We start from the raw sequence: 18644 nt of genomic DNA, 5'->3' as shown, positions 1-18644 counted from the left end.
TTACTTGTTGGAGTTTGCAATTTCAGTTTCGTCATCGCCCTGGTCGATCGTGAGCAGGCCGTCATGATGGTCGTGATCGCCGCAGCTAAGTTCAATGTGATAGCTGGGTGTGGCCGGGGCCATGGGGGCGCCGGTGCGTTTTTCGGCGATCATTTTCTGGATGAGGCGGTTGCGTTCGGCCGCGATGTTCTTGCGCAGCTGGGCGTCGCGATCGATATCATAGTAGACGATGCCATCCACGATGGTCTTCTCGGCGCGTGCATAGATGCTGAGGGGATTGTCGCTCCAAAGAACGAGGTCGGCGTCCTTGCCTTCTTTTATGCTTCCTACGCGATCGGCCACGTGCAGGGCTTTGGCGGGGTTGAGAGTGACCATTTTGAAGGCTTCGTCTTCGGTGAGCCCGCCGTATTTCACGCTCTTGGCCGCTTCCTGGTTGAGGCGGCGGGCCTGTTCGGCGTCGTCGGAATTGACACAGACATTCAGCCCTTCCCTGACCATGATCGCCGCGTTGTAGGCGATAGCATCCGACACTTCCACCTTATAGGCCCACCAGTCGGAGAAGGTGGAGGCGTTGCAGCCCTGCTCCTTCATTTTGTCGGCGACCTTATAGCCTTCGAGGATATGGGTGAAGGTGTTGACTTTGAAGCCAAATTTGTCGGCCACGCGGAGGAGCGCGGTGATCTCGCTTTGCACGTAAGAGTGACAGGTGATGAAGCGTTTGTGCTCGAGGATCTCCACGAGCGCATCCAGCTCGAGGTCGCGGCGGGTGGTACTGGGAGCCGCCTTGCGTTGCCGCTCGTAATCGCGGGCGCGGGTAAAGGCATCCGTCAGCACTTCTTCCACGCCCATGCGGGTGTCGGGGAAGCGGTTGTTGTTTGTCGAGGTGGTGCGTTTTACGTTCTCCCCGAGTGCAAACTTGATAAAGGGATCCCAATTCCTGAACTTCAGGCCTTCGTCGTCCTGACCCCAGCGGAGCTTGATCAGCTGCGTCTGGCCGCCGATGGTGTTGGCTGAACCGTGGAGGATATGGCTGCTGGTGACGCCGCCGGCGAGCTGGCGGTAGATGCTGATGTCTTCCGGGTTGAGGTTGTCCGCGATCCGCACTTCGGAGGTGACGGACTGGGCGCCTTCATTGATCGAGAACGCTGCGATATGCGAATGTTCGTCGATGATGCCGGGGGCCAGGTATTTACCTGTTCCGTCGATCACCTGGGCGGCGCCCGCGTCGAGGCCTTTGCCGATCTTCACGATCTTCCCGGCTTTTACCAGGACGTCGGTATTGGCGAGGCGGCCTTCTTTTTCGTTTGTCCAGACGGTCGCGTTTTTGATCAGCAGATCGTGTTGGGTTGGAAGGCTGTCCCAGCCATATCCGTCGAAGGGATATTGCACCCTGCCGATGTGGTTGGGGCGGTGGCGGGGGGTGCTGTCGGCTGCCGGCGGTGCTGCTTTTGCGAAGGTGGCGGACCAGATGACGAGGTTACCGGCGGAGTCGGTGCCGTTGCCGTTCCAGGTCTGGCCGTTGACGACGCCGCTGAGGCGGGTAGCGTTCACGGGGCGCCCGCCGGCGGGTCTTCTGCCGGCGCCGCGGGTTCCGGCTCCGCCGCCTTCCGGCGGTGCAGGGAAGCTGAGAGAGACAAGCTTGCCGTCATAGCTGAACTTTGCGGGTATTGTATCCTTCCCGATAATCGATGCCGAGGTTGGCGTCTTTATGTCCAGGATGAGTGTAGCGGAGGTGCCGTTTGTTGAAGAAACGATAAGATTATATTGTCCTTTGGATTCTTTCCAGGCTTCTTCTTTTACGGCGTATTTCTTACCCTGTACCCAGTTCTCGACAATATTGGTCTTTTCGTTGAAAACGGGGCCGGTGGTGATGATGAAGTTGGCAAGCTTGCCGGCGTCGAGAGAACCTACCTTGTCGTAAATGCCGACCAGGGTAGCCGGGGTCTTTGTCAGCGCTTCGAGGGCTTTCCCTTCGGTGAGGCCGAACCCGAAGGCCTTGCGCAGGTTGGTATAGAACTGTTTTGTATCGCGGAGATCGGCCGTGGTGAGACAGAAGGGGATGCCGGCTTTTTCAAAGGCGCCGGGGTTGGTGGGCGCCAGTTCCCAATGTTTCATGTCGGCGAGGGAAACGAAGCGGGCGTTGTCCGGGTCTTCCAAGTCCTGGGCCTGCGGGTAGTTGACGGGGACGATATAGGAGGCCTTTGTGGCGGCGATCTCCTTTATGCGTTGGTATTCGTTCTCACCTGCCTTTATAATATACTGTACGCCGAACTCGTCGCCGATGCGGTCGCCGTGGAGGTCGCCCCATTTGTCGCTGCCATCGAAGATCTGCGGCAGGCTTTGTTCCTCGTTCCAGGCTTGGAGGCTGAGGTTGGTCCCCTCATGCACCGGCTGGCTTTTGTACCAGGCGGCGTCGATATAGGTCTGGCGCAACAGTGCGATGGAGCCCATCAGCGAGGAGGGATAGCTTTGGGTGGAGGTGCCTTTATTGAGCGAGTAGAGGGCGGCGGCTCTTTGCTTTACGATGACGAGGTTCTCGTTGTCATTGGCCAGTGTGACCACGACCCCGGTGCCGCGGGCGATGCCGTCCTTGACATGAGTGAGCACGGTGCCGAAGCCGAGGTCGCGGAGGGGCTTGGCCTTTGCGTCATCGACGTTGAAGAGCTTTGAGGCGTCCGTCTCGGGATGAACGGCCTGGTTCCAGTTATACGCTCCCTTGGTGGCCGATTCAATCTGCGCCGGTTGGCGGAAGAAGTCGGCCGGTGACGCTGCTCCACGGCCGCGCTGGCCTTCGGGGGTGGGGATGCCGTAGTCAGTATAGAGATCGATGAACGAAGGATAGATGTATTTCCCCGCGCAGTCGATGACGACGGCGTCTTTGGGGATGGGGACCTGCCCGGTATTGGCGGCGACGACCAGGCCGTCGCGGATCACCAGGGTGGCATCGATGAGGGTGGTTGCGCCGTCCTTTACCAGTGTGGCATGGGTAAAGGCGTAGCAATGTTCCCGCTGGTCGGCGACGCCGTTGACGGGGAAGGTGGTCTGGGCCGATGAGAATACGGTGAGGAATAGCAGGGAGGACGAGAGGGCGAGGATCTTCCCCCTCGGGTGGTGTCGGGAGTTTCTCATGTCGTAGTAGTTTTAGGTTCGATGAAAAATGAGCCTCAATTTAGGTAAATGGAGTAATTTTAGGGTTTGAATATTTTACTAGCGGTAAAACACTTACAAAAAGTCGGCGAAAAATTGACCCAAAAAATGATTTTTCACCTCCTTTGGCTAATGTCTGTACGCAAAGCGTACGGATAGAGCTCCGCTCAATCAATGTCGGTGAGTATGTTGGCGCGTTATATTGACCATACCATTTTGAAACCTACAGCCTCTCATATAGAGATTAGTAAGATATGTAGGGAGGCGGTGGAATATGGATTTGCTGCGGTGTGTGTACCGCCGCCGTTTGTGACTTTTGCTTTGCAGGAGCTGGGTGGTGATGGACGCGTGAAAGTGGCAACGGTGATCGGTTTTCCCTTTGGCTATTCCGTGGCTTCGGCCAAGCTCGCCGAGGTGGAGCAGGCGCTGGCGGACGGGGCAGATGAATTGGATGTGGTGATCAATCTCATCGCGTTGAAGGCGGGGGATTGGGGCTTGCTGGAGAAGGAGATGCGGTTGTTGACGACGGCGATCCATACGGCAGGCAAGATTGTGAAAGTCATCATCGAGAGTGGGGTTTTGACGGATGAGGAGATTGTGCGTTGTTGTGAGCTGTATGGTGGCGTGGGTGTGGACTTTTTGAAGACTTCGACGGGTTATGCGGAGAAGGGGGCGGCGGTGGAAGCTGTCCGGCTGATGCGGGCGCATTTGCCGGCGGGGGTGCGGATCAAGGCTTCGGGCGGGATTCGGACTGCGGCATTGGCACAGCAATTGATCGATGCAGGTGCGGACCGGCTGGGGTGTAGTGCGAGCGTGGAGATCGTTAAAGGTGAGGCTGGGGCCGGCGGGGGCTATTAAATATAATATTATGTATAAGATCGTGTTTGTCGCCTTTTTATTCATTGCCCGTCAGGGGTTGGCCCAGACCGACACGGCGGGCGTGGTGGTGAGGAAGGATCCGCGGGTGGATTCGCTGGTGCAAAAGCAGATCGAGATCAACGATCTGACCACCCGGGATGCGCGGCGGAATGTCCCGGGGTTCAGAATACAGGTGATCAATTCCCCCGACCGCAACAAGGTCTATGCGGCGAAGGTGAAGGTGTATGAAGAGTTCCCCGATCTGAAGCCGTATCTTTTGTATCAGGCACCCAACTACAAATTAAAAGTCGGCAATTTCAAGACCCAGGAAGAGGCGGAACAGGCGATGCAACAATTGTCGCGACTGTTTCCATCCGGCCTTTACGTGATACGGGACATCATCGAGATCAAGCTTTGATGAGTCTCATTTATGCTTTGCTTCGGGCCATTTAATACAATATGTTAAAAGAAAATATCCGGCAATTAGCCAGGCAGTACGCCCCTGAATTCATCGATATCCGGCATCATCTGCATGCGCACCCGGAGCTTTCCTACCAGGAATTCCAGACCTCGGCATTCGTACAGGAACAATTGGCAAAAATGGGCATCCCCTTCCGGGTGATGGCCGGCACCGGCGTGGTCGGATCGATCGAGGGAAAGAACCCGGGCAGCCGGGTGGTTGCCCTGCGGGCGGATATGGACGCCCTGCCGATACAGGAAGCCAATGAGGTTCCGTATCGCTCCCAGAACCCAGGGGTGATGCATGCCTGTGGGCATGATGTGCATACGACCGTGCTGCTGGGCGCGTCGAGGGTATTGCAGGAGTTACGGAAGGAATGGGAGGGAACGGTAAAGCTGATCTTTCAGCCGGGGGAGGAGAAGAATCCGGGCGGCGCCAGCCTGATGATCAAGGAGGGTGTGCTGAAAGATCCCGCTCCGCAGGCCATCTTCGGGCTACATGTTCACCCCGGGCTGGAGACCGGAAAGCTGAGTTTTCGCGGCGGCATGGTGATGGCCAGCGCCGACGAGCTATATATTACGATCCGCGGAAAGGGCGGGCATGCCGCTGCGCCGCATCTCACCGTCGATACGATCCTTGTCGCGTCGCACCTGGTGGTGGCGATGCAGCAGATCATCAGCCGGAACCGGAACCCGTTGTCGCCGTCTGTGTTGTCGATCACTTCGGTGCAGGGTGGGTTTACGACGAATGTCATTCCCAGCGAGGTAAAGCTGATGGGCACCTTCCGGGCGATGGACGAAGAATGGCGGTTCAAGGCGCATGAGCTGATCCGCAAGCAGGCGACGGAGCTGGTACACAGCATGGGGGCGGAGATCGATCTGCATATCGACGTCGGCTATCCCATGGTGCATAACAACGAGGCGCTGGACGCAGTGGCGCGGGCGGCTGCGAGGGAATTCATGGGCGCGGACCGGGTGCTCGAGACGGAAGTGAGAATGGGGGCCGAAGATTTTGGCTATTATACGCAGCAGATACCCGGCTGTTTTTACCGGCTTGGGGTGATGAATGTGGAGAAGGGCATCACGTCGGGGGTGCATACGCCGACCTTCAATATTGATGAGAGCGCGATCGAGATAGGGGTGGGGATGATGGCTTATCTTGGTGCGACCCTGCGGTTTTGAGCGTTATAATAGAGAGTGGAATCATTTGTCGGCTTGTATCCTGGCGGGTATTTCCGGTCCAGCTCGGAGTCGCAATGGTACCCTTCGCGGATTTCCTCCCAACCTGAATAGATAGTGAGCCGGACCTGGGCGACATTAGCGGAGCCGCCGCAAGAATAGATCCTTCCATTCCTGCTTTCCAGTCTACGGACCCAGGCAGTATCGATTCGCTTGAATATCAATTGCTCCGGTGGAAATGGCGGCCCAATTAAAGAGTCAGGCTCGAAGGAATATTGTGACCTGTATGCTTCCACCTCATCAAAGATATCTTCGCCGAATACACCCTTGCGATCTTTTCTGAAAGCCATTCCCCCGGCATCAAACTGGACGCCATGGGTAGACTCATGAACGAAGGTGCCGATACCAGCCACCTGGAGTACGATCATACCCTGAGGATGCTGAATGGAGGGATGCTCATAGTATGTTTCTGATTCGTCGTTCGAGCCTACTCCCAAACGGACCGAATAAACCACTTTACTTTTTCTTAGCCCTTTCAAACCCTTAAGAAGATTATGTAAGGCAGGTTCCCGCCTTTGCAATTCAAACACCTGCAATCCCAATAACCGGATCGTTTCCCCGTCTAAGAACGACCGTATGGAATCTTTTTTTAGCGAGTCGCATTTTTCAAAGATCTGACGCTGCAGACTTGCATCTTTTCTACGGATTTGTCTGACCAGTTTTTTCCAGACCCGTTTTGTCTTTGGGTCGATCCGAGTGGGAGAAGTGTTGTGAAAATCTGTCCAATAGCCTGAAGTTGCCGCGGAAAGGAGCGGTAAGGCAAAGAGTGCACAAAAGATGACTCGTTTGCAGGACAGGCAAAGGTGCGTAAAAGGCATAAGGTCAAAACGGGGTCAAAAAAGGGACAAAACGGGATTAATGGTTTGAATTACAACCACTTAAGCGTAAACTTACAAAGAAGACGCGCATTTTTGCTGCAGTGGTACCGAATTCGACCAAAATGGGTGTTTTCACGGGGAATGCGGCCTGGGGCAAAAAACGGCCGGTGCAGGGTAAAAATGGATAAAAGCCTGATTTGCGGCATTTTCGTATTTTGCACCCGGTTATTATGTCCGCGTAAATACCTGTAATGCAAAAAAAACAGCTCCGTAAAGAGCAGGCGCTTGAATATCATTCCAAAGGACGGCCGGGAAAGATAGAGGTCGTACCGACGAAGGAGGCAAAAACACAGCGGGACCTCTCCCTTGCCTATTCACCCGGAGTGGCGGAACCCTGCAAGGAAATCCACAAGAACGTCGAGGAAATCTATAAATATACAGCCAAGGGCAACCTGGTGGCGGTGATCACCAACGGCACGGCCGTGCTGGGATTAGGGGATATCGGCGCCGAGGCATCGAAGCCGGTGATGGAGGGGAAGGGGGTATTATTCAAGATCTTCGCCGATATCGACGTCTTCGATATCGAGATCAACGAGAAGGACCCCGAGAAATTCGTGCAGATCGTCAAAGCGCTGGAGCCGACCTTCGGGGCTGTCAACCTGGAAGACATCAAGGCCCCGGAATGTTTTTATATCGAGGCGGCGCTGCGGGAGAAGCTGAAGATCCCGGTGATGCACGACGACCAGCATGGCACGGCCATTATCAGCAGCGCCGCGTTGCTGAACGCGCTTGAGATTCAGAAGAAAAAGATCGATAAGGTTCGTTTTGTGGTCAGCGGTGCGGGTGCTGCGGCGATGGCCTGCGTAAAGCTATATGTGGCGTTGGGGGCCCGGCCGGAGAATTTTATCCTGTTTGACAAGGACGGGGTGTTGCATATCGACCGGACCGATCTCGACGACGAGAAGAGGAAGTTTGCGGTACAAAAGAACGACTGGACGCTTGAAAAAGCGATGAAGGATGCGGACGTCTTCCTTGGGCTCAGCGTTGGGAACCTGGTGACCCCGGAGATGGTCAGGAGCATGGCCCGGCGGCCTATTGTGTTCGCCATGGCTAATCCCGACCCCGAGATCACCTATGATGCCGCGACGGCTGCGAGAGAGGATATCATCATGGCCACGGGCAGGAGCGACTATCCCAACCAGGTGAATAATGTGCTGGGATTCCCTTTTATCTTCCGGGGCGCGCTGGATGTCCGGGCGACGCAGATCAACGAGGCGATGAAGCTGGCGGCCGTCAAGGCCCTTGCCGAACTGACGAAGACTCCTGTCCCGGATATCGTCAACATGGCCTATAACGAAAAGAACATCCTTTTCGGACCTACTTATATCATTCCCAAGCCGCTCGATCCGCGGCTTTTGTCGACCGTCGCGCCGGCGGTGGCGCGGGCGGCGATAGAGAGCGGTGTGGCGCAACACCAGATCGACAATTGGGAAGCATATGCTATCGAGCTGAACCGCCGACTGGGGCTGGATAATCAGCTGATGCGGGTGATGAGCACCAAGGCGCGGCTGAACCCCAAGCGCGTGGTGTTTGCCGAGGCGGACAACGTAAAAATCTTAAAAGTTGCTCAGCTGCTGTACGATGAGGGGATCGCTTACCCGATGTTGCTGGGCGATGAACGGAAGATCAGGCATATTGCGGCCAGCAACCAGATAGACCTGGAGGGCATGCCGGTGATCAACCCGTATAATGACGAATACGAAGACCAGCGGAGGCGGTTCGGGGAGATCTTCTTCCAGAAGCGCCAGCGGCGGGGCTTCAACAAATACGAGGCCTACAAGCGGATGCGGGAACGGCTGTACTTCGGCTGTATGATGGTAGAGACGGGCGAAGCCGATGCGATGATCTCGGGGTTGACCAAGAACTATCCCGATACGATCCGCCCTGCTTTGCAGATCATTGGTACGGAGGACGGGGTAAAGAAGATCGCCGGGATGTATCTCCTGCTGACGAAGCGGGGCCCGCTGTTCCTGGCCGATACTACGGTCAACTTCAATCCGACCGCCGAAGAACTGGCGGATATTACGCTGCTTGTGGCACGCGAGGTCCAGAACTTCAATCTAACTCCCCGGGTGGCCCTTTTGAGCTATTCCAATTTCGGTACGAGCGATTCGCCGGAGGCGCGGCTTGTGGCCGAGGCCCGGGAGATTGTCAAGAAGAAGGAGCCGGGGCTTATCGTCGATGGGGAAATGCAGGCCAGTGTGGCGCTCAATAATGATATCCTGCGGGAGAACTACCCCTTTAGCGAGCTGGTGGACCAGGAGGTGAACACGCTGGTGTTCCCCAATCTCGCGGCGGGGAACATCGCCTATAACCTGTTGAAGGAAGTGGGGGGCGCCGATGCGATCGGGCCGATCCTGCTGGGGCTTAAAAAACCCGTGCATGTCCTGCAGCTGGGCAGTACGGTCCGGCAGATCTATAATATGGCGTTGGTCGCCATTGTCGACGCACAGATCAAATGCAAGTCCACCTCGGAGGAAGAAGCGAGGAAAGCGCCGTGGTGGAAGCGGGCGAGGCATTAAATGATATAATTTTAGGTAATGACTTTTTTTACGGAATTCGGGCGTTATCTGTTAACCTTACGGGGAATGTTTACCAAGCCGGAGAACGGCAAGATGTATTGGAAGGAATTCATGCATCAATGCTCGGAGATCGGTATCGGGTCGTTGGGGATTGTGGCGATCATTTCGGTGTTTATGGGCGCGGTGTCGACGCTGCAAACGGCGTATCAGCTGGTCAGCCCGCTGATACCCCTGTCGACGATCGCCCAGATCGTGCGGGATACGGTCATCCTGGAATTCTCGCCCACGCTGGTGTGTATCGTACTGGCGGGGGTTGTGGGCAGCAAGATCGCGAGTGAGCTGGGCAATATGCGGGTGAGCGAGCAGATCGATGCGCTGGAGATCATGGGGATCAACACCAAATCTTATCTCATCCTGCCGAAACTGCTGGCCGCTACGGCGACGATCCCGATGCTGGTCGTCATCTCGATGGTGCTGGGCATGCTGGGGGGCCGGCTGGCGGGAACGCTGACGGGTATTCTTTCGCCTGCTGCCTTCGATAAGGGTCTCCACCAGTATTTCAAGCCTTATAATGTGTTTTTTGCCATGGCAAAGTCCTATACATTTGCGTTCATCATCTCGAGCATTCCGGCTTATTATGGCTACAATGTTTCGGGTGGGGCGCTGGAGATCGGGCGGGCGAGCACGAAGTCGGTGGTGGTGTCCTGTGTTTTGGTATTGTTTGCCGACTATGTGTTGTCGGCTGTATTGCTTTAAGTGGCTCCGGCCCAAACCATTTCAAATGATCGAGATCAAGAACATAAAAAAGGGATTTGGCGAAAAGACGGTGATCGATGACGTGAGCACTCAATTCCGGACCGGGAAGTGCAATCTGATCATCGGCACGAGCGGCAGCGGGAAGACGGTGTTGATGAAATGCCTGGTCGGCCTTTTTGAGCCGGATTCGGGCGAGATCGTGTACGACGGGATGAACTTCTCCGAGATGACGGAAGAGCACCGCAAGGAGTTGCGGCAGAATATCGGGATGCTGTTCCAGGGATCGGCCCTTTTCGACAGTATGACGGTGGAGCAGAACATCCTTTTCCCGCTGGATATGTTCACGAAGAATACCGCGGGCGAGAAGTTGAAGCGGGTGGACGAGGTGCTGGAGCGGGTGAATCTGCAGGGGGCCAACAGCAAGTTCCCGGCCGAGATCTCGGGGGGGATGAAGAAGCGGGTGGGGATCGCCCGGGCGATCGTATTGAACCCGAGATACCTGTTCTGCGACGAGCCCAATTCGGGGCTGGACCCGCAGACCTCGCTGCTGATCGACAAGCTGATCAAGGAGATCACATTGGAATACAATATCACGACGGTGATCAATACTCACGATATGAACAGCGTGATGGAGATCGGGGATCACATCATGTATATGTACCAGGGACACAAGGAATGGGAGGGGACGAATAAAGAGATCATCTTTAGCAAGAACAAGCTGTTGAATGACTTTATCTTTGCCTCGGAATTTCTGCAGGATGCCAAGGACATGCGGATGCTGGAATCGAAGGGGAAGATCGACAATAACCGCAATATGGATGAATTGCTCAAATAAAAAATATCAAATCTACTCTAATGGCAATCTTAGTTAACAAACAGTCCAAAATTATCGTACAGGGATTTACGGGTACAGAGGGGACGTTTCACGCTACGCAAATGATCGAATATGGTACGCAGGTGGTTGGCGGTGTTACGCCGGGTAAGGGTGGCAGCACGCACCTGGAGCGTCCGGTGTTCAATACCGTGGCTGACGCTGTAAAGGCGACGGGTGCGAATGTATCGATCATCTTCGTTCCGCCGGCTTTTGCGGCCGATGCGATCATGGAGGCGGCGGAAGCGGGGATCGGGCTGGTGATCTGTATCACAGAGGGTATCCCGGTACAGGACATGGTGAAGGCTAAGAATTACCTGTTGGGTAAGAATACGCGGCTGATCGGGCCCAACTGTCCGGGCGTTATCACGGCCGGGGAGTGTAAGGTGGGGATCATGCCGGGGTTTGTCTTCAAGAAAGGCAAGATCGGGATCGTGAGCAAGTCGGGTACGCTGACCTATGAGGCGGCGGACCAGGTGGCGAAGGCGGGGTTGGGCATTTCTACCGCCGTAGGGATCGGCGGAGATCCGATCATTGGAACGCCGACGAAAGAGGCGGTAGAGTTGCTGATGAACGATCCCGAGACGGAGGGCATCGTAATGATCGGCGAGATCGGCGGTAGCATGGAGGCCGAGGCGGCGCGGTGGATCAAGGAGAACAATCGCAAGCCGGTAGTTGGGTTTATTGCCGGTCAAACGGCGCCTCCCGGCCGGCGGATGGGTCATGCGGGAGCGATCATCGGCGGTGCGGATGATACGGCGGCGGCGAAGATGAAGATCATGGCGGAGTGTGGGATCACGGTGGTGCAGACACCGGCGGAGATCGGTTCCACGATGGCGAAGGTGCTGAAGAAATAATTTTTCTTTTTATACGTGGAAAAGGCTCCCTTTCGGGAGCCTTTTTTGTTTGATGGCCTATGTGTAGTCAGAAACAGTGCCTGTCTTAGTAGCAGTTCCGATCACGGTTGAGGTCGCGCCGGTCGAAGCGGAGGTTGCGGCGATCGTGGTAGAGATCGCGGCGATCGTGGGCCAGGTCGCGCCGGTCGAATGCGCGGTCGTATCTTACGTCGCGGCGGTCGTGACGGATATCGTTACGGTCATGACGGATGTCCATGCGGTCGTTGCGAATATCATGACGACCCTGGGCCTGGGTGCCAACGGCGAAGAAGAGGCCGGCTGCGAGGAGTATTGTCAATTTCGTTTTCATACAAGTAAATTTTAAGTTTTTGTTGAACTCAATAGCGGGTTCATATATAAGATGCCGGCTAAGGCGTTGTGTTTAAGGGCTAAAAGTTAGGGTCCTGTTAAAAGGGCCGATCTTTGTGTAATGGGTTCAGGGATCGCATCTTATCTTTAAATAAATTATCTCCTATGGGCCTTAAGCGGGTATTGTTCTTTGCGTCGTTTTGTTTGTTGGGGTTTATCGTCGATGCGCAGGTGAAGTCAGCGGATTATGATGCGAGGTGGAAGGCGGTTGATTCGCTGATCCAGAAGAAGGGATTGACGCAGTCGGCGTTGAATGAGGTCAATAAACTTTCTGTTATAGCGCGGAAGGAGAAGAATGATCCGCAGCTGATCAAGGCGTTGGTGTATCGGTTGAACCTGGAGCAGAGTCGTACGGACAGTGGGGTACTGTTTGCTATCAAGGACCTGGAGAAGGAACTTGCCCCGGGGCTCGACCAACAGCCGGCCCGATCGATCCTGGAATGTATCCTGGCCAAATTATATATTGACTATCTGCGGCAGCACCAGTACACGATCGAAAGCCGGACCACTACGGTGAACTTTGTCAAGACGGATGTGGCTACCTGGTCGGTGCAGGACCTTACTCAAAAGATCGTCGCTGTTTTCCGGGCCGCGCTTGCCGATGAAGACGTGCTTTGGCGGACCCCGGTCGACAATTATTCACCGATCGTGATAAAAGGGAATACGGCCGGTTTGCGCCCGACCCTTTTCGATCTGCTGGCGCATGTGGCGTTGGACTATTTCAAGACCGGGGAGACCGCCCAGGCCCGGTTGTTGTTCGAGCGGCTTTTGCAGCGGCATCGCGCTGACAAGACCCCGAATGCATTGATCGATGTAGAGATCGAACAACTCGTTTTTGAACATCAGTATGGGGACGCGGCGGATAAAGAGCAGCGGTACATGAACGGCCTGCGCCGGTTGACGGATCGGTATGGCGATCTTCCAGCTGCGGCGGAAGCCTGGTATCTGCAGGCGCAACAATATGCCGACCAACCTGGTGTCCCGAAGGATCAGCGGGATACTCTGGGAAACCGAAAAGCGATAGAGATCTGCGAGAAGGTGATCGCGCAGCCCAATGAGAGCGAAGGAAAGCAGAACTGTTCGAACCTGCTGACTGCGCTGCAACGAAAAGAGCTGACGCTGACCACCGAACGGGTGAATATTCCCGGAAAACCGTTCCGTGCGCTGGTACGTTGGAATAATCTATCGCGGCTGTACTTGCGGATCGTCCGGTTGGACTGGAATGGCGCTGAACGAGAAAATGTTTATGACAGTATCTTCTGGGTTAAGCTGCTTCAATTGCCGGCTGTCCGCAACTGGTCGCAGGACCTGCCGGATACAAAGGACCATAACCCGCATCAGACGGAGATCGCGGTGGGTTCGCTTCCGCCGGGTCACTATGGTATTGTAGCTGGTACGAATGCCGACTGGAGCTTGAAGGGATCGGCGATGTGTTTGCTGGACCTGTATGTTACGCGGATAAGTTGGATCAGCCAGGACGACGATTATTTCGTGCTGGATCGGCAGACCGGTCAACCGCTGGCAGGCGCCTCAGTGCAAGTGTGGTACCGGGAGGACGGCGGGAAACGGAAACAGGACCAGAAAGGGGGATCGTATACGGCCGATCAGCAGGGGCACTTCCGGCTTGAAAAGAAGAGCAGACCGGATTCCTGGGCTTCGACCATCCTGGAAGTGACGATCCCGGGAGACCGATTTTCGACGACGGAACCGATCTATCGGCTCTATTCTTCTACTGAGCAGGCTACGGGAGAGCCAGAAGACAGACGCGAATATGAACGACGGCTCGCGCGCTGTTTCCTGTTCACCGACCGGAGTATCTACCGTCCGGGTCAGACTGTTTATTTCAAAGGGATCGAGGTGACGAAGGATGCCGGTGATCATAAAGACAAACCGGTGACGGGTGATCCGGTGAAGCTGTTCCTGCAGGACGCAAATAACCAGGTCGTGGACAGTCTTTCTTTGACCACGAATGAATTTGGAAGCTATCATGGCGCCTTCCGGTTACCGGAGAACCGGCTCAACGGTTCATATACGATCCGTATGGGAGACAACCGGGGCAGTGTGGATTTTTCGGTAGAAGAGTATAAACGACCGAAATTCTTTGTCGATTATGACACGCTGAAGGGTAGCTACCGGGTAGGCGATAGTATTCGTGTGACGGGAACTGCCAAGGCCTATTCGGGGAACGGGATCGATGGGGCGAAAGTCGTTTATCGGGTGACGCGCAGGGCTCGTTTCCGGTATTCCTGGCTATTTTGGCGGCGGGTGATGCCGAACAGCTTTACGGAGATCCAGCATGGTGAAATAAAGACCGATGGACAAGGAAAGTTTTCTGTCTCCTTCTTTGCCTTGCCGGACCCGAAGGTGAGTCCTGACACGAAGCCGGAATACGACTACGAGGTGAGTGCGGACGTGACGGATCTCAATGGGGAGACACGAAGCGGGCACGCGTCGATCGTGGCGGGTTACACGGCCCTCCGGCTGGGAATCGATCTGCCGGCAGGGGGGCAGTTGCCGACAGGCAGTTTAGGGAAGATCCCGGTAACGGTCAGCAATCTCGCCGGTCAGCCGGTGAACGCCGATGTCGAGTTGACCATGACCCTTTTACACGCTCCGCAACGGTTGATCCGTGCACGGCTTTGGGAAGCGCCTGACCGTTTCGTGCTGAGTGAAAAAGCGTTCCTGGATTCTTTCCCGCATGACGAGTATCGGGAAGAAGGCAAGAAAGAGAGTTGGGAGAAGGAGAATGTTACCTGGTCGACGGCTTTGGCCGTGCCCGCATCGGGGAAAATGGATGCCGTGGTACCCGGACCTGTGCAACAGCCGGGGTGGTATGTCCTTGAAGCCCGGACGGTGGATAAATATGGCCAGGCGGTGGTCGACAGGCAATATATCCAGTTGTATGACGGGAAGACAGGGCGGACGGCGAGCCCGCAATACTTGTGGCCGGCCGATGACGTGATCTCCGCGGACCCGGGGATGCGGGTGAGTACAGCCACGGGGTCATCGGATGTGGCGCTGAATGTCATTCGGATGGTGGAACGAAACGGCGGAAAGGAATATACCTCCTTTGCCATGAATAAAGAAAGAAAGAGTACGGAGTGGATGGTCACAGAAGCGGACCGGGGCGGATTTGGCGTCACGGATATTTTTGTGCGCGACAACCGGGTCTATACTCATGCGATGACCGTGAGAGTTCCGTGGACGAACAAAACATTGAACATTCATTATGTGAGCTTCCGGGACAAGACCGAGCCCGGCAGTGCGGAGAAATGGCGAATGACCCTTAGCGGAAGCAAGGGGGAGAAGGTGTCGGCGGAAGTTTTAACGGCGATGTATGATGCGTCGCTGGATGCATTCCGGGCGCATGATTGGACGAAGCCTGATCTCTACCCGGACTTTGGTGGGCCTGCGGCCTGGTCGACCGGGCAGATGTTTACCAGCGTCCGGTCACAGGGGCGGCCGTTCTTCGAGCGGTGGGTGATGGGGCGTCAATATTCGTATGACGTGCTGTTGCTGCCGGGGAGTGCCCTGACGCCGCGATATCAAATCCTGCATGACATGAATCCGGATATAAGGTACAAATCGAACGAGCGGCCGGCGATGAGGGCTGATGCGGTGATAGAAAGGAATGTCACATACAGTGGAGAGATGTATGCGGATGCGAAAGTGATGAAAAAGGAGGACGCGGCTGACTATTTTGGGTCGGCGCCGACGGCGCCGCCGCCTGCGCAGCTGCGGAAGGATTTCCGGGAGACAGCATTCTTTTTTCCGGATCTGTCGACTGACAGTGCAGGGAATGTCAGCTTCAGCTTTACGATGCCGGAGGCGCTGACGAGCTGGAAGTGGATGACGCTGGCGCATACGCGGGATCTGGCCTTTGGGTATGCGGAGAAGACGGTCATTACGCAGAAGGAGCTGATGGTGCAGCCGAATGCGCCGCGGTTCCTGCGGGAGGGGGACCGGATGGAGCTGCCGGTGAAGGTGGTGAATTTGACGGATTCGGAGATGACGGGGCAGGTTCATTTGGCGCTGACCGATCCGACGACGGGGCAGACGGCGGATGGGTGGTTCGTCAACCGCCAGGCTAATCAATATTTCACCGTGCCTGCGCATGGGAGTGTGTCGGTTGGGTTCCCGCTGGACATTCCTTACCAGTACAACCGGCCGCTGACGTACCGTGTGACGGCGGAGGCGCGCAACTATAGCGATGGAGAGGAGGCGACGTTGCCGGTGGTGAGCAACCGGATGTTGGTGACCGAGAGCCTGCCACTGAATATGCCGGGAGATGGGACGAAGCATTTCCGGTTCGAGAAATTGTTGAAGAGCGGGAGCAGCGAGACGCTGAACCATCATGCGCTGACGGTGGAATTCACGGCCAACCCGGCCTGGTATGCGGTGCAGGCCCTCCCCTACCTGATGGAGTATCCTTATGAATGCGCCGAGCAGGTGTTCAACCGGGCTTATGCCAATGCGCTGGCGACCCGGATCGTGAGCAACACGCCGCGGCTGCGGGAAGTTTTTGAGAAGTGGCGGACGGCGGATACGGCGGCGTTGCTGAGCAATCTGCAAAAGAATCAGGAGTTGAAGAGTATCCTGTCAGAGGAAACGCCGTGGGTGCTGGAGGGGAAGAGCGAGGAGCAGCAGAAGAAGAATATTGCGATGCTTTTCGACCTGGACCGGATGAGCCGGGAGCTCGAGTCGGCGGTGGATAAACTGCGGGGGATGCAATCGACGGGCGGTGGTTTTCCCTGGTTCAAGGGGGGGCTGGACGACCGGTATATCACGCAATATATCCTGACGGGGATCGGGCGGCTGCGGCAGCTGAAGGCCGTTCCGCCTTCGCTGGATGACAAGCTAAAGAATATTGTAGCCCTTGCACTGCCCTTTTTGGATGAGCAGCTGAAGAGGGAATATGAGGAATTGCTTGCTGCGCGGAAACGCGCGAAAGGGCCCAGGCCGATTTCCGGCGACTGGGTCAGCCCGGTGGCGATCGAATACCTGTATATGCGGAGCTTTTTCAGCGATGCCGGCATTCCCGGGAATGTTTTACCGGCGGTGAGCTTTTATCGCAAGCAGGCGCAGAAGAGTTGGGTGGGTCTTGGAAATTATCTGCGGGGCATGGCGGCGCTGGCGCTGTACCGGACCGGTGATGTGCAGACGGCGAAGGATATCCTTGCCTCCCTGAAGCAGAATGCCATCCGGGACGAGGAAAAGGGCATGTACTGGAAGGGAATGGAAACCGGTGGGTACTATTGGTACCAGGCGCCGGTGGAGACGGAGGCCTTGCTGATCGAGGCATTCCGGGAGATCGGCGGGGATGCCGGAGCGGATCGGGATATGAAGACCTGGCTGTTGCGGCAGAAGCAGACCCATCACTGGGCGACGACCAAGGCGACTGCCGATGCCTGTTATGCGCTGATGCTGGGTGGACAGGAGTGGTTGAATGCGGAGCGGGACGTTGTTATTACGCTTGGGGATAAGGCCATCGATTGGCCCGCTGGTAGCGGGGATGCGGGGACGGGTTATAATAAGAAGGTATTCGACGGACCGTTCGTCAACCCTTCGATGGGAGACATCACGGTGAGAATGACGACAAAGGGGAATGGTTCGCCGGCTTGGGGAGCGGTGTACTGGCAATATTTCGATATGCTGGACCGGGTCACGATGACGGGACGGGATAAGGTTGCGTTGAGCGTGGAGAAGAAACTTTTTGTGTCGCGCAATACCGATCGCGGGCCGGTGTTGGAGCCGCTGGCCGATAATGGGTCATTGAAGCCGGGCGACAAGGTGGTGGTGCGGATGGTGATCCGGGCCGACCGCAGCATGGAGTATGTGCATCTGAAGGATATGCGGGGAGCGTGTTTCGAGCCGGTGAATGTACTCAGTGAATATAGGTGGCAGGATGGATTGGGGTATTATGAGAGCACGCGGGATGCGAGCACAGACTTTTTCTTCTCGTGGCTACCGAAGGGGACGCATGTGTTCGAGTATACGCTGTTTGCGGGGCAGGCGGGGAATTTCAGCAATGGGGTGACGACGATCGAGTGTATGTATGCGCCGGAGTTTGCGTTTCATTCCGAGGGGATACATGTAAATGTGGAAGCGGCGCGTTAAAGGGGAATTCTTTTTACGGAGGCGCCGACGCTTTTTATGAAGAGATAGTTGGTCGTTCCGCCGACTACTGCGCCGACGACGGGGACGAGGCGGCCGCCGACTTTTGCGCCCATGCGGAGCAGCAGCTTTTCTGCCACATTTTCGAGGAGCTCGCGGGTGAGGATCAGGCCGGCTTCGAGGCCGAGGGAGATGCCGACGACGGACATCAGCTGTTCGAAGGTGACGGTATAGCTGCCGCGGCGGGCATAGATGACGGCGAGGGTGACGCGGAATTGTTGGGCGAGATTGTTGAAGAGGTCGGCGGGGATGCCGACGATGACGGTTACGGCTCCGCCCATGCCGGTGATGGCGCCGGTGGAGGCTGCCAGGCGGGCGCAGTGTTCTATAAAGCCATCGAGCCCCATTCGGTCGACGCCTTTTTGGATGCCATGCTGGTTGATGCTGTCGAAGATCTTTCTGAAGCCATAAAAGGCCAGACGTTGAGACAGACGGTGTCCTTCCATAACTTATCTTCATGCAAACTTCAAACCAA

Annotated in this window: 12 protein-coding genes; 8 read left to right on the top strand and 4 right to left on the bottom strand. The window is 56.0% G+C overall.

Annotated features, from left to right (window positions below):
• Positions 1-3129, bottom strand: coding sequence for an amidohydrolase family protein (locus VHE34_RS29410; protein ID WP_325594828.1), 3129 nt, complete (start codon positions 3127-3129; stop codon positions 1-3).
• A gap of 192 nt (positions 3130-3321) precedes the next feature.
• Here VHE34_RS29410 and deoC point away from each other — a divergent pair, with 192 nt between their 5' ends.
• The 3 genes from deoC to VHE34_RS29395 are packed head-to-tail and all read left to right on the top strand — an operon-like array spanning position 3322 to position 5646.
• Positions 3322-4005, top strand: a complete 684-nt coding sequence (deoC, locus tag VHE34_RS29405; RefSeq protein ID WP_325594826.1) for a deoxyribose-phosphate aldolase — start codon at positions 3322-3324, stop codon at positions 4003-4005.
• A gap of 10 nt (positions 4006-4015) precedes the next feature.
• Positions 4016-4423, top strand: coding sequence for an SPOR domain-containing protein (locus VHE34_RS29400; RefSeq protein WP_325594822.1), 408 nt, complete (start codon positions 4016-4018; stop codon positions 4421-4423).
• 41 nt (positions 4424-4464) lie between these two features.
• The gene (locus VHE34_RS29395; RefSeq protein ID WP_325594820.1) at positions 4465-5646 is read left to right on the top strand and encodes a M20 family metallopeptidase; all 1182 of its coding nucleotides are present in this window, start codon (positions 4465-4467) and stop codon (positions 5644-5646) included.
• On the opposite strand, the gene VHE34_RS29390 is transcribed toward VHE34_RS29395, so the two are convergent.
• Positions 5619-6071, bottom strand: coding sequence for a hypothetical protein (locus tag VHE34_RS29390; protein WP_325594818.1), 453 nt, complete (start codon positions 6069-6071; stop codon positions 5619-5621). The two genes, VHE34_RS29395 and VHE34_RS29390, sit on opposite strands and share 28 nt — an antisense overlap.
• 701 nt (positions 6072-6772) lie before the next feature.
• On the opposite strand from VHE34_RS29390, the gene VHE34_RS29385 reads away from it, so the two are divergent.
• The 4 genes from VHE34_RS29385 (at position 6773) to sucD (ending at position 11587) form a co-directional block, all read left to right on the top strand.
• Entirely contained in the window at positions 6773-9103 is a 2331-nt protein-coding gene (locus VHE34_RS29385; RefSeq protein WP_325594816.1) for an NADP-dependent malic enzyme, read from the top strand.
• A gap of 66 nt (positions 9104-9169) precedes the next feature.
• Positions 9170-9859, top strand: a complete 690-nt coding sequence (locus tag VHE34_RS29380) for an ABC transporter permease (protein ID WP_325594814.1) — start codon at positions 9170-9172, stop codon at positions 9857-9859.
• A 25-nt stretch (positions 9860-9884) separates the two neighbouring features.
• Positions 9885-10694, top strand: a complete 810-nt coding sequence (locus VHE34_RS29375) for an ABC transporter ATP-binding protein (protein ID WP_325594812.1) — start codon at positions 9885-9887, stop codon at positions 10692-10694.
• A gap of 20 nt (positions 10695-10714) precedes the next feature.
• The gene (gene sucD, locus VHE34_RS29370; RefSeq protein WP_325594810.1) at positions 10715-11587 is read left to right on the top strand and encodes a succinate--CoA ligase subunit alpha; all 873 of its coding nucleotides are present in this window, start codon (positions 10715-10717) and stop codon (positions 11585-11587) included.
• Between the two features lie 85 nt (positions 11588-11672).
• Here the strand turns inward: sucD and VHE34_RS29365 are convergent, their stop codons facing one another.
• Positions 11673-11936 (bottom strand): hypothetical protein, encoded by a 264-nt coding sequence (locus VHE34_RS29365; protein WP_325594808.1) that lies wholly within the window; start codon positions 11934-11936, stop codon positions 11673-11675.
• 164 nt (positions 11937-12100) lie between these two features.
• Between VHE34_RS29365 and VHE34_RS29360 the strand changes: the two genes are divergently transcribed.
• Positions 12101-18112, top strand: a complete 6012-nt coding sequence (locus tag VHE34_RS29360) for an alpha-2-macroglobulin family protein (RefSeq protein ID WP_325594806.1) — start codon at positions 12101-12103, stop codon at positions 18110-18112.
• Here the strand turns inward: VHE34_RS29360 and VHE34_RS29355 are convergent.
• Positions 18109-18615 carry a hypothetical protein gene (locus tag VHE34_RS29355; protein ID WP_325594804.1) on the bottom strand — a complete coding sequence of 169 codons (507 nt, stop codon included), beginning with the start codon at positions 18613-18615 and terminating at the stop codon, positions 18109-18111. The genes VHE34_RS29360 and VHE34_RS29355 overlap by 4 nt on opposite strands.
• Positions 18616-18644: the final 29 nt, after the last annotated feature.

This window comes from Puia sp., assembly GCF_035546395.1.
In the GTDB taxonomy this organism is placed as follows: Bacteria; Bacteroidota; Bacteroidia; order Chitinophagales; family Chitinophagaceae; genus Puia.
This window is presented reverse-complemented; position numbering and strand designations above follow the sequence as displayed.

Excerpts from the sequence above, each read along its gene's own strand:
- VHE34_RS29355 (WP_325594804.1), bottom strand. The coding sequence starts at position 18,615 with ATGGAAGGACACCGTCTGTCTCAACGTCTGGCCTTTTATGGCTTCAGA.
- VHE34_RS29385 (WP_325594816.1), top strand. The coding sequence starts at position 6,773 with ATGCAAAAAAAACAGCTCCGTAAAGAGCAGGCGCTTGAATATCATTCC.
- VHE34_RS29395 (WP_325594820.1), top strand. The coding sequence starts at position 4,465 with ATGTTAAAAGAAAATATCCGGCAATTAGCCAGGCAGTACGCCCCTGAA.
- VHE34_RS29380 (WP_325594814.1), top strand. The coding sequence starts at position 9,170 with ATGTTTACCAAGCCGGAGAACGGCAAGATGTATTGGAAGGAATTCATG.
- VHE34_RS29375 (WP_325594812.1), top strand. The coding sequence starts at position 9,885 with ATGATCGAGATCAAGAACATAAAAAAGGGATTTGGCGAAAAGACGGTG.
- VHE34_RS29410 (WP_325594828.1), bottom strand. The coding sequence starts at position 3,129 with ATGAGAAACTCCCGACACCACCCGAGGGGGAAGATCCTCGCCCTCTCG.
- VHE34_RS29390 (WP_325594818.1), bottom strand. The coding sequence starts at position 6,071 with ATGATCGTACTCCAGGTGGCTGGTATCGGCACCTTCGTTCATGAGTCT.
- VHE34_RS29365 (WP_325594808.1), bottom strand. The coding sequence starts at position 11,936 with ATGAAAACGAAATTGACAATACTCCTCGCAGCCGGCCTCTTCTTCGCC.
- deoC (WP_325594826.1), top strand. The coding sequence starts at position 3,322 with ATGTCGGTGAGTATGTTGGCGCGTTATATTGACCATACCATTTTGAAA.
- VHE34_RS29400 (WP_325594822.1), top strand. The coding sequence starts at position 4,016 with ATGTATAAGATCGTGTTTGTCGCCTTTTTATTCATTGCCCGTCAGGGG.
- sucD (WP_325594810.1), top strand. The coding sequence starts at position 10,715 with ATGGCAATCTTAGTTAACAAACAGTCCAAAATTATCGTACAGGGATTT.
- VHE34_RS29360 (WP_325594806.1), top strand. The coding sequence starts at position 12,101 with ATGGGCCTTAAGCGGGTATTGTTCTTTGCGTCGTTTTGTTTGTTGGGG.